Origin of the sequence: Gordonia terrae (genome assembly GCF_051789125.1) — a bacterium.
Classification (GTDB): Bacteria; Actinomycetota; Actinomycetes; order Mycobacteriales; family Mycobacteriaceae; genus Gordonia; species Gordonia terrae_A.
Genome location: NZ_CP196526.1, coordinates 2,473,185 through 2,488,045 on the forward strand (window position 1 = coordinate 2,473,185; position 14,861 = coordinate 2,488,045).

Sequence of the window (14,861 nt, forward strand, 5' to 3'; positions counted from 1 at the left end):
AACACGTGGCCGACCCGACAACCTACCGTCCTGCGCCCGGAACCATCCCGACCGATCCCGGGGTGTACAAGTTCCGCGACGAGCACGGACGTGTCATCTACGTCGGCAAGGCCAAGAATCTGCGGTCCCGGCTGACTTCGTACTTCGCCGACATCACGTCGCTGCACCCGCGCACCCGGCAGATGGTGACCACCGCGGCGTCGGTCGAGTGGACCGTCGTGGGCACCGAGGTCGAGGCGCTGCAGCTCGAGTACAACTGGATCAAAGAGTTCGATCCGCGGTTCAACGTGCGGTATCGCGACGACAAGAGCTATCCGATGCTCGCGGTGACGCTGAACGAGGAGTACCCCCGACTGTTCGTCTACCGCGGTCCGCGTCGGCGCGGGGTGCGGTACTTCGGGCCGTACGCGCACGCCTGGGCGATCCGCGAGACCGTCGACCTGCTGACGCGCGTCTTCCCGGCGCGGACGTGTTCGGCCGGCGTGTTCAAACGGCACCGTCAGATCGACCGGCCCTGCCTGCTCGGCTACATCGACAAGTGCTCCGCGCCGTGCGTGGGTCGGGTCGACGCCGAAGAACACCGCGAGATCGTGGAGGACTTCTGCGACTTCCTGGCCGGGCGCACCGACCTCATGATCCGGCGGATGGAACGCGACATGGCCGCCGCCGCCCAGGATCTCGACTTCGAGCGGGCGGCCCGGCTGCGTGACGACATCGGCGCGATGCGACGCGCCATGGAGAAGCAGGCCGTGGTGCTCGGCGACGGAACCACCGCCGACGTGATCGCGCTCGCCGGCGACCAACTCGAGGTCTCCGTCCAGGTCTTCCACGTCCGAGACGGTCGCGTCCGCGGCCAGCGCGGTTGGGTCGTCGAACGCAGCGACAACGGCACCGACGGCGACGTCGTGGGAGAGTTCATCACCCAGTTCTACGGCGCCCAGGTCGATTTCGATGCCACGGTCGCCGTCGGCTCCGACCGTGCACGCGGTGAGTCGATCCCTCGTGAGGTGCTGGTGCCCGAACTGCCCTCGGACGCCGAGGAACTCGAGGAGTGGCTGAGCGGGCTCCGCGGCAGCCGCGTGCGCCTGCGGGTGCCGCAGCGCGGCGACAAGAAGGCCCTGTTCGACACGGTTGCGCGCAACGCAGGTGAGGCGCTTGCACAGCACAAGCTGCGGCGCGCGGGAGACCTCACGACCCGCTCGGCGGCCCTGACCGAACTCCAGGAATCGTTGCTGCTCGACCAGGCCCCACTGCGCATCGAGTGTGTGGACATCTCGCACGTGCAGGGCACCGACGTCGTCGCTTCGCTGGTCGTCTTCGAAGACGGACTCCCGCGCAAGTCCGACTACCGCCACTACTCGATCCGGCATGCCGCAGGCGAGGGCCGCTCCGACGACGTCGCCTCGATCGCCGAGGTGACCCGCCGCCGCTTCCTGCGACATCGAACCGACCGGGAGGCGCCGCCGCCGGTGTCCGGGGAGATCAGCGTGGCCGCCGAGACCCCCGCCCAGCCACGCAAGTTCGCCTACCCGCCCAATCTCTTCGTCGTCGACGGCGGCGCGCCGCAGGTCCACGCGGCGGCCGCGGTTCTCGACGAACTGGGCATCACCGACGTGGCGGTGATCGGGCTGGCCAAACGCCTCGAGGAGGTGTGGGTTCCCGGCGACGACGATCCGATGATCCTGCCGCGAAACAGCCAGGCACTGTTCCTGTTGCAGCGGGTGCGTGATGAAGCCCATCGCTTCGCCATCACCTTCCACCGCAGCAAACGCAGCAAGCGGATGACCGAGTCCGTGCTCGACGGGGTCCCCGGCCTGGGCCGCACCCGACGCACGGCACTGGTGACGCACTTCGGCTCGGTGGCCCGGCTCCGTGAGGCATCCTTGGACGAGATATCGCAGGTGCCGGGCATCGGCTCCACCACGGCGCGCGCGGTGCAGGCCGCCCTCGCCGGGGACAGCCCGGCGCCCCAACAGATCCCGACCCCGGCACCGGAGCGGGCCGAGAAGGAGATGACCGTGGCGACCGGCGATCCGCGACGAGGTGTCGATGAATAACCAGACGTCAGTGGACAAGCAGACAGAGGCCGACCCCGACGACAGCGGGGCCGGCCAGGACGGCGAACTCACCGTCCTGTTCGTCACCGGCATGTCCGGAGCGGGCCGGTCCACCGCGGCCAACGTCCTCGAAGACGACGGGTGGTACGTGGCCGACAACGTCCCGCCGTCACTCATCTCGACGATGGTCGGCATGGTCCGGGAGAGCGACCCGTCCATCACCAGACTCGCCATGGTCCTGCGCGCGTCCGACGCCAACCTCGCCCATGAACTCGAGCAACTGCGAGACCGGCTCGAGGAGTCCGGAATCCGAACCCGGCTGCTGTACCTGGACGCCAGCGACTCGGTCCTGGTGCGCCGCTTCGAACAGGTCCGGCGCCGGCACCCCCTGCAGGGCAAGGAAACCCTCGTGGAGGGCATCGCGCGCGAGCGCGCCATCCTGGCCCCGATCAAGAACGTCGCCGATCTCGTCGTCGAGACGTCCGCGCTGACGGCCGCCAAGCTGCGCGCGGTGGTCGAGGGGGTGGCACCCGGCGACACCGAGCCCAGGCTCTCGATCGCCGTCCAGTCGTTCGGATTCAAGTACGGGCTGCCGATCGACTCCGATCTCGTCGCCGATGTGCGGTTCCTGCCCAATCCGCATTGGATCGACGAACTGCGCGACCACAACGGGCAGGAGGCGCCGGTCCGCGACTACGTCCTCGGACAGCCCGACGCCGGCGGTTTCCTCGACCTCTACACCGGCCTGGTGTCCATCGTCGGTCGTGGCTACCTGCGAGAGGGGAAGCGGTACATGACGATCAGCGTCGGATGTACCGGCGGCAAACATCGCAGTGTGGCGATCGCCGAAGAACTGTCGGCGCGTCTGCGCCGAGCCGTCGACGAGGCGGGGCTCGCGTCCTACGACGTGCGCGTAATGCATCGCGACCTGGGGCGAGAATGACCCCGCGCGACCCGAGGATCGTCGCCCTCGGCGGCGGGCACGGCCTCTACGCGACATTGACCGCGATGCGCTACCTGAGCACCGACATCACCGCGGTGGTCACAGTCGCCGACGACGGCGGCTCCTCCGGCCGCTTGCGGGCCGAGCTCGGCCTGATCCCGCCCGGCGACCTGCGGATGGCGCTCGCCGCGCTCATGAGTGCGCCCAAGGCGCTCGAGGACTTCCAGGTGGCCGGGCATCCCGACACCCGCCGGCGTCACGAACTCTGGGCGGACGTGCTGCAGCACCGCTTCGGCGGACGCGGTGCGCTGGCCGGCCATCCGATCGGCAACCTCCTGTTGGCCGGGCTCACCGAGGTCCTCGGCGACACCGTGGCGGCGCTGGCCGAATTGCGCGACGTCTTCGGCATCCGCGGACAGGTGCTGCCGATGTCCACCGTTCCGCTCGACATCGAGGCGGACGTGTCCGGCCTCGAGGCCGATCCCCGGATCAGCCGTGAGATCCGCGGCCAGGTCGCGGTCGCCACCACGCCCGGCAAGGTTCGACGCGTGCGGTTGCTGCCGCACGAGCCGCCGGCGTGTGAATCTGCGCTCGAGGCAATCGAATCGGCAGACCTGGTGATGCTCGGACCGGGATCGTGGTTCTCCAGCGTGATCCCGCACGTGCTCGTACCCGGACAGCTGAAAGCCTTGCAGCGCAGCCCCGCCCGCAAGGTGCTGGTGGTCAATCTGGCACCCGAGCCGGGGGAGACCCCGGGCTTCTCCGTGGAGCGGCACCTCCATGTCCTGCACGCGCACGCCGACAGTTTCCGCGTCGACCACGTGCTCGTGGACGCGTCGTCGGTTCCCGCCGGGCGCGAACGCGACCACCTCGTCCGCGCGGCCGGATTGTTCGGTGCCGAGCTGAATGTCGGCGACGTCGCCGTCCCCGGTCGGCAGGTCCATGACCCGGCGAAAGTCGCCGCCGTCGTGAACGAACTGTGCGAAGGTGAACTGACCCGTTACTCTGGCCGGGCGGACGCCTGACTCATGTCGGTGATGCCGTCGTGCGATGACATGCAATCGTGCGGTGAAACACGCGCGGGCCGTGAATACGAGGGACGTGTGGTCTGGTGACAGGAGGACAGGGACCGGTGGCGATGACGGCGGCGGTGAAGGACGAACTCAGTCGCCTGTCGGTGACTCAGGTGAGTTGCCGGAGAGCCGAGGTGTCGGCGCTGTTGCGCTTCGCCGGTGGTCTGCACATCGTCGCCGGGCGTGTGGTGGTCGAGGCCGAGGTGGACATGGGCAACGTGGCCCGCCGTCTGCGCGGCGAGATCCACGATCTGTACGGATACGCCTCCGATGTCCATGTGCTGCGCGGCGGCGGTCTGCGCAAGTCCGCTCGCTACATCGTGCGCGTCACCAAGGACGGTGAAGGGCTCGCCCGGCAGACCGGCCTGCTCGACATGCGTGGCCGGCCCGTTCGCGGACTGCCCGCTCAGGTGGTCGGCGGCAGTGTCGCCGATGCCGAGGCCGCTTGGCGCGGCGCGTTTCTCGCGCATGGTTCGCTCACCGAACCCGGGCGATCGTCGGCGCTGGAGGTGAGCTGCCCGGGCCCCGAGGCCGCACTCGCGCTGGTCGGGGCGGCGCGCAGGCTCGGCGTCACGGCCAAGGCCCGCGAGGTCCGCGGCGCCGATCGGGTGGTCATCCGTGACGGCGAGGCGATCGGTGCGCTGCTGACGCGGATGGGTGCCCACGACACCCGGCTGGTCTGGGAGGAACGGCGCATGCGTCGCGAGGTTCGCGCGACCGCCAACCGGCTCGCCAACTTCGACGACGCCAATCTCCGCCGGTCCGCGCGGGCGGCGGTGGCGGCGGCGGCCCGCGTGGAACGTGCCCTCGACATCCTCGGCGACGAAGTACCGGACCACCTCATCGCGGCGGGGCAGCTCCGCATCACGCACCGGCAGGCATCCCTGGAGGAGCTCGGCCAGCTGGCGGATCCGCCCATGACGAAAGACGCCGTCGCCGGCCGTATCCGTCGCCTGCTCTCCATGGCGGACAAGAAGGCGCGCCAGGACGGCATCCCCGACACGGAATCCGCGGTCACCTCGGAGCTGCTCGACGACGCCTGAGGCCGCCCCGGTGGTCTCGACCCGGACCTGCGGTGTGCCGTGCCCTACAGGGCCTACTAGGCTGGGGGCGACGTGGGCGGAGGCGTGATCACTCCTGTGTGCAGCCGGTGACCGCTCACGGCGCGGCCAGACAGGGCTTGACTCACAGGCCTGACCATGAATACCGCTAAGGAGCACAACTGTGACTGTTCGGGTAGGCGTCAACGGATTCGGCCGGATCGGCCGCAACTTCTTCCGTGCCGTCGAAGCGCAAAAGGCTTTGGGCACCACCGACATCGAGATCGTCGCGGTCAACGATCTCACCGACAACGCGACTCTCGCGCACCTGCTGAAGTTCGACTCGATCCTGGGCCGTCTGTCCGACGACGTCACCCTCGAGGGTGACGACACCATCGTCGTCGGCGACAAGAAGATCAAGGCGCTCGAGGTCAAGGAGGGCCCGGCCGCGATTCCGTGGGGTGACCTCGGTGTCGACGTCGTCGTCGAGTCCACCGGCATCTTCACCGCCCGCGCCAAGGCGCAGGGTCACCTCGACGCCGGTGCCAAGAAGGTCATCATCTCCGCTCCGGCGTCGGATGAGGACATCACGATCGTCATGGGCGTCAACGACGACAAGTACGACGGCAGCCAGAACATCATCTCCAACGCGTCGTGCACCACCAACTGCCTCGGCCCGCTGGCCAAGGTCCTCAACGACGAGTTCGGCATCGTCAAGGGCCTGATGACCACCATCCACGCCTACACCCAGGACCAGAACCTGCAGGACGGCCCGCACAAGGATCTGCGTCGCGCCCGCGCCGCCGCGATCAACATCGTGCCGACCTCGACGGGTGCGGCCAAGGCCATCGGCCTGGTGCTCCCGGAGCTGAAGGGCAAGCTCGACGGTTACGCACTGCGCGTGCCGATCCCCACCGGTTCGGTCACCGACCTCACCGCGCAGCTGTCCAAGACCGCCACCGCCGACGAGATCAACGCCGCCCTCAAGGCTGCCGCCGACGGTCCGCTCAAGGGCATCCTCAAGTACTACGACGCCCCGATCGTCTCCTCCGACATCGTCACCGACCCGCACAGCTCGCTGTTCGACGCCGGCCTGACCAAGGTCATCGACGATCAGGCCAAGGTCGTGTCCTGGTACGACAACGAGTGGGGCTACTCCAACCGCCTCGTCGACCTCATCGGTCTCGTCGGCAAGTCGCTCTAGTCCACCCACGTCGTTCCACCTGAAAGGGAGTCAACGCCATATGGGTGTTCCCACACTGAAAGACCTTCTGGACGAGGGTGTTTCGGGCCGGGGCGTGCTGGTCCGGTCGGATTTCAACGTCCCGCTCGACGGGTCGACGATCACCGATCCGGGTCGCATCCTCGCGTCCCTGCCCACTCTCAACGCACTGATCGACGCCGGCGCCAAGGTGATCATCACCGCGCACCTCGGTCGTCCGAAGGGCGAACCGGATCCGAAGTTCTCGCTCGCGCCCGTCGCGGCGCGACTCGGTGAGGAGCTCGGTCGAAACGTGCAGCTGGCCGGCGACGTCGTCGGCACCGATGCGCTCGCCCGCGCCGAGGGCCTCACCGACGGCGACGTCCTGCTGCTGGAGAACATCCGCTTCGACCCGCGGGAGACCTCCAAGGACGACGCCGAACGTGAGTCGCTGGCCAAGGCGCTCGTCGAGCTAGTCGGCGATGACGGTGCCTTCGTCTCCGACGGTTTCGGGGTGGTGCACCGCAAGCAGGCCTCGGTCTACGACGTCGCGAAGTTGCTCCCGCACTACGCGGGTGAGCTGGTGGCGGCGGAGGTCGACGTGCTCTCCAAGCTCACCGAGGAGGTCACGCGTCCCTACGCGGTCGTCCTCGGCGGCTCGAAGGTCTCGGACAAGCTCGGGGTCATCGAGGCCTTGGCACCCAAGGTGGACACGCTGGTCATCGGTGGCGGCATGGCGTTCACGTTCCTTGCCGCACAAGGTCATCCGGTCGGAACCTCCTTGCTGCAGGAGGATCAGATCGACGTCTGCAAGAGCCTGCTGGAACGGTTCGGCGACGTCATCCACCTGCCCGTCGACGTGGTCGTGGCCGACAAGTTCGCGGCCGACGCCGAATCGGACACCGTGGCGGCCGACGCCATCCCGGACGGTTGGATGGGTCTGGACATCGGACCGGAATCGGTGAAGCGTTTCACCGCTGTTCTCTCCAACGCCAAGACCATCTTCTGGAACGGCCCGTCGGGCGTGTTCGAGTTCGAGAAGTTCTCCGCGGGTACCCGCGGGGTGGCCGAGGCCATCGCCGGCGCCACCGGCAACGGTGCGTTCACCGTCGTCGGCGGCGGCGATTCGGCCGCGGCGGTCCGGACCCTGGGTCTGCCCGACAGTGACTTCTCGCACATCTCCACCGGCGGCGGCGCCTCCCTGGAGTACCTCGAGGGCAAGGAACTGCCCGGCCTCAACGTCTTGGAGAGCTGATCAGATGGCAAGCAGGAAGCCCCTCATCGCGGGCAACTGGAAGATGAACCTCAACCACCTCGAGGCCATCGCGCTGGTTCAGAAGATCGCGTTCGCCCTGCCGGCGAAGTACTTCGAGAAGGTCGACGTGACGGTGATCCCGCCGTTCACCGACATCCGCAGCGTGCAGACCGTCGTCGACGGCGACAAGCTCCTGCTGACCTACGGTGCGCAGGACCTGTCGGCGCACGACTCCGGTGCCTACACCGGTGAGATCAGCGGTGCGTTCCTCGCGAAGCTCGGCTGCACCTTCGTGGTGGTCGGGCACTCCGAGCGTCGCACCTTGCACGGCGAGACCGACGAGGTCGTGCTGGCCAAGACCAAGGCCGCACTCAAGCACGAACTCACCCCGATCGTCTGCATCGGTGAGGGCCTCGACGTCCGTGAAGCCGGGGAGCACGTGGCGTACAACGTGGCGCAGCTCAAGGGCTCTCTCGCAGGCCTGTCGGCCGCCGAGATCGCCAAGACCGTGATCGCCTACGAGCCCGTGTGGGCCATCGGTACCGGTCGTGTGGCCAGCGCCGACGACGCACAAGAGGTGTGCAAGGCCATCCGCGAGACCCTCGCGGAGATCGCCGATGCCGAGACCGCCGCCTCGGTCCGCATCCTCTACGGCGGATCGGTCAACGCCAAGAACGTCGGCGAGATCGTGGGACGCCCCGACGTCGACGGCGCACTGGTCGGCGGGGCATCGCTGAAGTCCGACGAGTTCGCGACGCTGTCGGCAATCGCCGCCGGTGGCCCCTTGCCCTGACGGGCAGAACCTCCGCGTACACTGTGGCAGGTTGGCTTCGGTTCACCCCGGGCCGACCTGCTACAGCTGTATCTGAGGGTTTTACGGAAGGGCGTTTCGACTCGTGACTGTGCAAGGTGCACTCGACATCGGATTGATCGTGACCAGCGTGCTGCTGATCGTGCTCGTCCTGCTGCACCGCGGCAAGGGTGGCGGTCTGTCGTCGCTGTTCGGCGGCGGTGTCCAGTCCAGCCTCTCGGGATCGAGCGTCGTCGAACGCAACCTCGACCGCCTCACCATCTTCGTCGGCCTCATCTGGGTCATCTTCATCGTCGGCGTCGGCGTCGACATCAAGCTCTCCGGATAGCCTCCCGAGATGCCGCGCCCCGGTTCTGCCGGGATACTCGACGGCATGAGTGACACCGTTCCCGCGCAGGGAACTCCGGCATCGCGTCCGTCCATCTCGATCGTCGATCACATCGTCGTCGACGACGCGGGTAGGGCCCTGACCGAACCGCTGCGCGAAGACATCCGCCTCCTCGGCGGGATACTCGGCGACGTCGTCCGGGAACACTCCGGGACCGAGGTCTTCGATCTCGTCGAGTCCGCCCGCGTCGCGGCATTCCGTGTGCGGCGCAACGAGATCGACCGCACCGAGCTGGCCGAGATGTTCGTCGACCTCGACATCTCGACCGCCGTGCCGGTGATCCGGGCATTCAGCCACTTCGCCCTGCTGGCCAACCTGGCCGAGGACATCCACCGTGAACGCCGTCGCGCGATCCACGTGCGCGCCGGGGATCCGCCGCAGGACAGCAGCCTGGCCGCCACCTACGCCAAACTGTCCGGTGCCGGACTCGTCGACGAGGAGGTCGGCAAGGCCCTCGCCGACGCCGCCGTCGTCCCGGTGATCACCGCCCATCCCACCGAGACCCGGCGCCGCACGGTGTTCGAGACGCAGAACCGGATCACCGAGCTGATGCGTTTTCGCGGCCGCACCGAGCTGACGCCGGACGAGGATGCTGAGGTCACCGAAGCGATCCGCCGGCAGATCCTCACCCTCTGGCAGACCGCACTCATCCGGCTCGAGCGGCTCACGATCCAGGACGAGATCCGTTCCGGGCTGCGGTATTACGACGCGTCGTTCTTCGACGTGGTGCCCGCCATCAACACCTCGGTACGGGCCGCCCTGCGCTCGACATACCCGGCGGCCGGGCTCGCCGACGAGCCGATGATCCGGATGGGTTCGTGGATCGGCGGCGACCGCGACGGCAATCCGTTCGTGACCGGCGAGGTCGTGACGCTGGCAACCACACTCGCCGCGCAGACCGCCGTCGGACATCATCTGTCCGAACTCGAGCATCTCGCCCAGGAACTGAGTATGTCGGCCCGTCTCATTGACACCGACGAGACATTGCTCGAACTGACCGGGGCCGAGGCCGACCAGCCATCGGCCGACGAGCCGTTCCGGCTTGCATTGCGGCACATCCGCTCCCGGCTGGTGGCGACCGCACGGGACATGTTCGACGACGACTTCCTCACCGCCGGCGACCTCTTCCTCATCGACGGGAAACAGCCCTACGCCGACGCCGCGGAACTGCTCGCCGACCTCGACGTGATCGACGCCGCACTCCGCGCCAACAAGGACGACTCGATCGCCGACGACCGCCTGCTCGCGCTCCGGGAGGCCGTGCGCACCTTCGGGTTCCACCTGTCGGGGCTGGACATGCGGCAGAACTCCGACACCCACGAAGAGGTGATCGCCGAGCTGCTCGCCTGGGCCGGGGTCTGTCCGGACTACGCGTCGCTCGACGAGGCGGCGCGCGTGGAGATCCTGTCCGCCGAACTCCGCTCCCGTAGACCGTTGACCAGTGCGGATGCGGAGCTCAGCGAGCTCGCCGACAAGGAACTCGGGATCGTGCGCGCCGCCGCCCGGGCGGTGGCGACCTTCGGTCCCGAGGCGGTGCCGAACTACATCATCAGCATGTGCACGTCGGTCAGCGACATGCTCGAGGCGCTGATCCTGCTCAAGGAAGCCGGGCTCTACGACCCGAACGACGACGACCCGCGCTGCTCGGTGCGTGTGGTGCCGCTGTTCGAGACGATCGAAGATCTCCAACAAGGAGCCGAGACGCTCCTCGCGGTTCTCGAAGTGCCGTTCTACCGGGCGATGGTCGAGTCCCAGAACGGGATGCAGGAGATCATGCTCGGCTACTCCGACTCCAACAAGGACGGCGGCTACATGGCCGCCAACTGGGCGCTCTACCGGGCCGAGCTCGACCTCGTCGAGGCGGCGTCCCGCTCGGGTATCCGGCTGCGGCTCTTCCACGGACGTGGCGGCACCGTGGGCCGCGGCGGCGGTCCCAGCTACGACGCCATCCTGGCTCAGCCGCCCGGAGCCGTACAGGGATCCCTGCGCATCACCGAGCAGGGTGAGATCATCGCGGCGAAGTACGCCGAACCGGTGACCGCCCGCCGCAACCTCGAGACTCTGCTCGCCGCGACCATCGAGTCGTCGTTGCTCGACGTCGAAGGTCTCGGCGACGAGTCCGACTCGGCCTACGAGATCATGGACGACATCGCGGCGAAGGCACGAGCCGCCTACAGTCGGCTGGTCCACGAGACACCGGGATTCGTCGAGTACTTCACCACCTCGACGCCCCTGTCGGAGATCGGCGCGCTGAACATCGGCAGCCGTCCCGCCTCCCGCAAGCAGACCGAGAAGATCTCCGACCTGCGCGCGATCCCGTGGGTCCTCTCGTGGACGCAGTCGCGTGTGATGCTCCCGGGTTGGTATGGGACGGGCTCGGCGTTCGAGGAGTGGGTCGGCGACGATCCGGAACGCCTCGAGACGTTGCGACGGTACTACGCGAAGTGGCCGTTCTTCCGGACCGTCATGTCGAACATGGCGCAGGTGCTGGCGAAGTCGGACATGGGGCTGGCCCACCGGTACGCACAGCTGGTTCCGGACGAGGAGCTGCGCGACAAGGTGTTCGGGATGATCGTCGACGAACACGAACGCACGATCGCGATGTGCGCGCAGATCACCGGAACCGACGACCTGCTCCATGACAACGCCGCACTGAAACGCTCTGTCTACAACCGGTTCCCGTACCTCGAGCCGCTGAATCTGCTGCAGGTCGAACTGCTCCGCCGGTTCCGCGCGGGGGAGGACACGCCCATCGTGCGGCGCGGAATCCAGCTCACCATGAACGGTCTCGCGACCGCGCTGCGTAACTCCGGCTAGGAGATCACTTGATGTCGGCGGCGGCCGCGTCGTCGAGGAACCAGATCGTCTCCTCGGTGCCGCGGGCGCCGGCGGCAGGCCAATCGGCGGCGTCGGCGCCACGATGCGCCGCGGCAACGGCTTCGGCCTTGTCGGCCCCGGCGACCAGGAACCACACCTGGCGCGCGCGGTTGACGACCGGCAGGGTCAGCGTGATGCGACGCGGCGGCGGCTTCGGCGAATCCTCAACGGCGACAACTGACTTCGTGGTCTCGGCGGTGGCCGGGGAGTGGGGGAACAGCGAGTTGACGTGGCCTTCACCGCCCATGCCGAGCAGATGCACGTCGAACTCCGGAGCAACCCCGTCACTCGAGCGGCCGGCCAGGATCGCGGCGTAGTCGGCGGCGGCGGCCTCGATGTCGTCACCCAGCGGACCGTCCGACGGTGCCATCGGGAAGATCCGCGACGGGTCGACCGGCACCTTGTCGAGCAGCGCCTCACGCGCCTGACCGGAGTTGCGTTCGGGATCGTCGGCCGGCACGAATCGGTCGTCGCCCCAGTAGATGTCGACCTTCGACCAGTCGATCGTGCCGCTGTCGGCGGCCAGCGCCGACAGGATGCCGATGCCATTGCTGCCGCCGGTCAGCACCACGCTCGCGACGCCGCGCTCGGCCTGGGCGCGCGTGATCAGATCGACGAAGCGGGACGCGGCCGTGGTGACGAGCTCCTGCTTGGTGTCGAAGACGAGTGTCTCGGTGGTCATCGTGCGGCAACTCCTTGCGTGTCGGCGGCGAATTCGACCTCGGGCACACCCTGCAGTGCCTCCACATACACCTCGTCGGTGTCGAGGCGTCGAAGTTCCTCGGCGATACAGGCGGGCAGTTCACGACGGCCCATGGCAACGCGTCCGTCGGGTTTGCCCGGCATCGTCAGGACCGCGTTGTTCTCTTCGTCCACGGCGAGGATGGTCGGCCCCTCGTCGCGGAACAGGCGGATCTCGAAGCTCCCGCGCAGGCGGCGGGTCGGTACCTTCAGGGCGGAGCGCAGCCAGCCGGCGAGCAGGTCGACCGACGGGGAGTTCTGCGCGCCCGTCACCCGGACCTCGGTGATCGGAGTGTGCGGCGGCCGATCCAACGCGGAGGCGAGGATCGCGCGCCAGTGCGTGACGTGGGTCCAGGCGAGGTCGGTGTCGCCGGGGGAGTAGGTCTCGAGTCGTTGCGCGAGCACCGTCAGCGAGTCGTCCGCCTTGGTGGCGTCGACGATTCGGCGGTGACCGAGTTTGCCGAGCGGATCGTCGGCGGGACGCACGGGACCCTTGCCCGGCCACCAGGTGACGACGGGGGTGTCGGGGAGCAGGAACGGGGTGACCACACTGTCGGGGTGATCGGCCAGTTCTCCTTGCAGCGACAGCACCACCACCTCGGAGGCGCCGGCGTCCCCACCTACGCGGATCTGCGCGTCGAGCCGTGAATCACCTTCGCGCACACCGCGATAGACGACGATGACGCGGCTCGGGTGCTCGCGGCTCGCACCGACCGCCGCCTCGATCGCGCCTTCCATCGGCTCGCCCAGTTCGACGCAGACCACGAGGGTCAACACCCGGCCGAGGCTGAGTGCGCCACCGGCTGCGCGTACCTCGATGATCTTCTTCGCGACCTTTCCGGTCGACGTGTCGGACAGTTCGACGATCATCGGGAGGCCTCCTGAACGGGACGATCGGTGAGAGCGTGCGGACGTGTCGTCACGGCCTGCGCCATGCGCGGCCGGTGCGGGACATCATCTCCTCGGCGGAGCGCGGACCCCACGTCCCGGACTCGTAGGTGTCCGGCGACCCCGTTGCGGCCCAATGGTCGAGCACCGGATCGAGTATGCGCCAGGACAACTCGACTTCCTCGTTGACCGGGAACAGCGACGGCTCGCCCAGCAGGACGTCGAGGATCAACCGTTCATACGCCTCCGGGGAGGCCTCGGTGAAGGCGGTGCCGTAACTGAAGTCCATGTTGACGTCGCGGACCTCCATGCTCGAACCCGGCACCTTCGACCCGAAGCGCAGCGTGATGCCCTCGTCCGGCTGGACCCGGATCACGAGCGCGTTCTGGCTGAGCTCCTCGGTCATGGTCTGATCGAAGGGCAGATGCGGGGCGCGTTTGAACACGAGGGCGATCTCGGTGACCCGGCGGCCGAGGCGCTTGCCGGTTCGCAGGTAGAACGGCACGCCCGCCCAGCGGCGGGAGTCGACCTCGAGGGCGATCGCGGCGAAGGTCTCGGTCTTGGAATCCTTCGCGAAGCCCTCCTCTTCTTTCAGCCCCGGCACCTTCTCGCTGCCCTGCCAGCCGGGTCCGTACTGCCCGCGTGCGGTGTTCTCGTCGATCGGCAGCACGTTACGCGTCGCGGCGAGGACCTTGATCTTCTCGGCCTGCAACTGCTTGGGCTCGAACGAGATCGGCTCCTCCATGGCCACGAGGGCCATGAGCTGCATCAGGTGATTCTGGATGACGTCGCGCGCCGCGCCGATGCCGTCGTAGTATCCCGCCCGTCCGCCGAGACCGATGTCCTCGGCCATGGTGATCTGGACGTGATCGACGTAATGCGAACTCCACAGCGGATCGAACAGCTGGTTGGCGAACCGTAGCGCCAGGATGTTCTGGACGGTCTCCTTGCCCAGGTAGTGATCGATGCGGAACACCGACGACTCCGGGAACACGTTGTTGACGATCGCATTGAGCTCGCGGGCGGACTCGAGGTCGTGCCCGAACGGCTTCTCGATGACGACCCGCCGCCAGCTGTCACCGGTGGGGGCGGCCAGCCCGCTGCGCTCGAGCTGTTCGCACACCGTCGGGAACGCCTTGGGCGGGATCGACAGGTAGAACGCGTGATTCCCGTCGGTACCGCGTTCGACGTCGAGCGATTTCAGGGTGTCGCGCAACTTGTCGAACGCGGCGTCGTCGTCGAAGGCGCCCTGCACGAAGCGGAACCCCTCCGCCAGCCGCTCCCACACCTCTTCCCGGAAACCGGTGCGGGCGTGTTCGCGGACGGCATCGTGGACGATCGCACCGAAATCCTCGTCGCTCCAGTCCCGGCGGGCGAAACCCACCAGAGCGAACGACGGCGGGAGGAGGCCGCGGTTGGCGAGGTCGTAGACCGCAGGCATCAGCTTCTTGCGTGCCAGGTCTCCGGTGACTCCGAAGATGACCAGACTGCACGGACCCGCGATGCGGGGGAGCCGTTTGTCCTGCGGGTCGCGGAGCGGATTGGTCCGAGAACCGGACGCGACCGAATCCTCGCCTGCGGCCACCG

Annotated in this window: 12 protein-coding genes; 9 read left to right on the plus strand and 3 right to left on the minus strand. The window is 67.9% G+C overall.

Annotated features, from left to right (window positions below):
* The first annotated feature begins 5 nt into the window (after positions 1-5).
* From uvrC to ppc, 9 genes are all read left to right on the plus strand, one after another.
* Positions 6-2,057 (plus strand): excinuclease ABC subunit UvrC, encoded by a 2,052-nt coding sequence (gene uvrC / locus ACSUZC_RS11265; RefSeq protein ID WP_439032848.1) that lies wholly within the window; start codon positions 6-8, stop codon positions 2,055-2,057.
* Complete coding sequence (gene rapZ / locus ACSUZC_RS11270; RefSeq protein WP_439032849.1) at positions 2,050-3,000, plus strand: RNase adapter RapZ; 951 nt, start codon at positions 2,050-2,052, stop codon at positions 2,998-3,000. Before uvrC ends, rapZ begins: the two co-directional genes overlap by 8 nt.
* Entirely contained in the window at positions 2,997-4,025 is a 1,029-nt protein-coding gene (locus tag ACSUZC_RS11275) for a gluconeogenesis factor YvcK family protein (RefSeq protein ID WP_439032850.1), read from the plus strand. Before rapZ ends, ACSUZC_RS11275 begins: the two co-directional genes overlap by 4 nt.
* Positions 4,026-4,138: 113 nt before the next feature.
* Positions 4,139-5,116 (plus strand): DNA-binding protein WhiA, encoded by a 978-nt coding sequence (gene whiA / locus ACSUZC_RS11280; RefSeq protein ID WP_439033092.1) that lies wholly within the window; start codon positions 4,139-4,141, stop codon positions 5,114-5,116.
* A gap of 181 nt (positions 5,117-5,297) precedes the next feature.
* Positions 5,298-6,317 (plus strand): type I glyceraldehyde-3-phosphate dehydrogenase, encoded by a 1,020-nt coding sequence (gene gap / locus ACSUZC_RS11285; protein ID WP_238422330.1) that lies wholly within the window; start codon positions 5,298-5,300, stop codon positions 6,315-6,317.
* Positions 6,318-6,357: 40 nt separating this feature from the next.
* On the plus strand, positions 6,358-7,569 hold the full coding sequence (locus ACSUZC_RS11290; protein ID WP_439032851.1) for a phosphoglycerate kinase: 1,212 nt from the start codon (positions 6,358-6,360) through the stop codon (positions 7,567-7,569).
* Positions 7,570-7,573: 4 nt separating this feature from the next.
* The gene (gene tpiA / locus ACSUZC_RS11295; RefSeq protein ID WP_439032852.1) at positions 7,574-8,362 is read left to right on the plus strand and encodes a triose-phosphate isomerase; all 789 of its coding nucleotides are present in this window, start codon (positions 7,574-7,576) and stop codon (positions 8,360-8,362) included.
* Positions 8,363-8,471: 109 nt separating this feature from the next.
* Complete coding sequence (gene secG, locus ACSUZC_RS11300; protein ID WP_238422406.1) at positions 8,472-8,708, plus strand: preprotein translocase subunit SecG; 237 nt, start codon at positions 8,472-8,474, stop codon at positions 8,706-8,708.
* Positions 8,709-8,753: 45 nt separating this feature from the next.
* Positions 8,754-11,585 (plus strand): phosphoenolpyruvate carboxylase, encoded by a 2,832-nt coding sequence (gene ppc / locus ACSUZC_RS11305; protein ID WP_439032853.1) that lies wholly within the window; start codon positions 8,754-8,756, stop codon positions 11,583-11,585.
* A gap of 4 nt (positions 11,586-11,589) precedes the next feature.
* Here ppc and pgl read toward each other — a convergent pair whose 3' ends face one another.
* The 3 genes from pgl to zwf are packed head-to-tail and all read right to left on the minus strand — an operon-like array spanning position 11,590 to position 14,859.
* Positions 11,590-12,327: a 6-phosphogluconolactonase gene (gene pgl / locus ACSUZC_RS11310; RefSeq protein ID WP_439032854.1), complete on the minus strand. Its 738-nt coding sequence runs from the start codon at positions 12,325-12,327 to the stop codon at positions 11,590-11,592.
* Positions 12,324-13,256: a glucose-6-phosphate dehydrogenase assembly protein OpcA gene (locus ACSUZC_RS11315; protein WP_439032855.1), complete on the minus strand. Its 933-nt coding sequence runs from the start codon at positions 13,254-13,256 to the stop codon at positions 12,324-12,326. Before ACSUZC_RS11315 ends, pgl begins: the two co-directional genes overlap by 4 nt.
* 49 nt (positions 13,257-13,305) lie before the next feature.
* Positions 13,306-14,859 carry a glucose-6-phosphate dehydrogenase gene (gene zwf / locus ACSUZC_RS11320; protein ID WP_439032856.1) on the minus strand — a complete coding sequence of 518 codons (1,554 nt, stop codon included), beginning with the start codon at positions 14,857-14,859 and terminating at the stop codon, positions 13,306-13,308.
* Between the last annotated feature and the right edge of the window lie 2 nt (positions 14,860-14,861).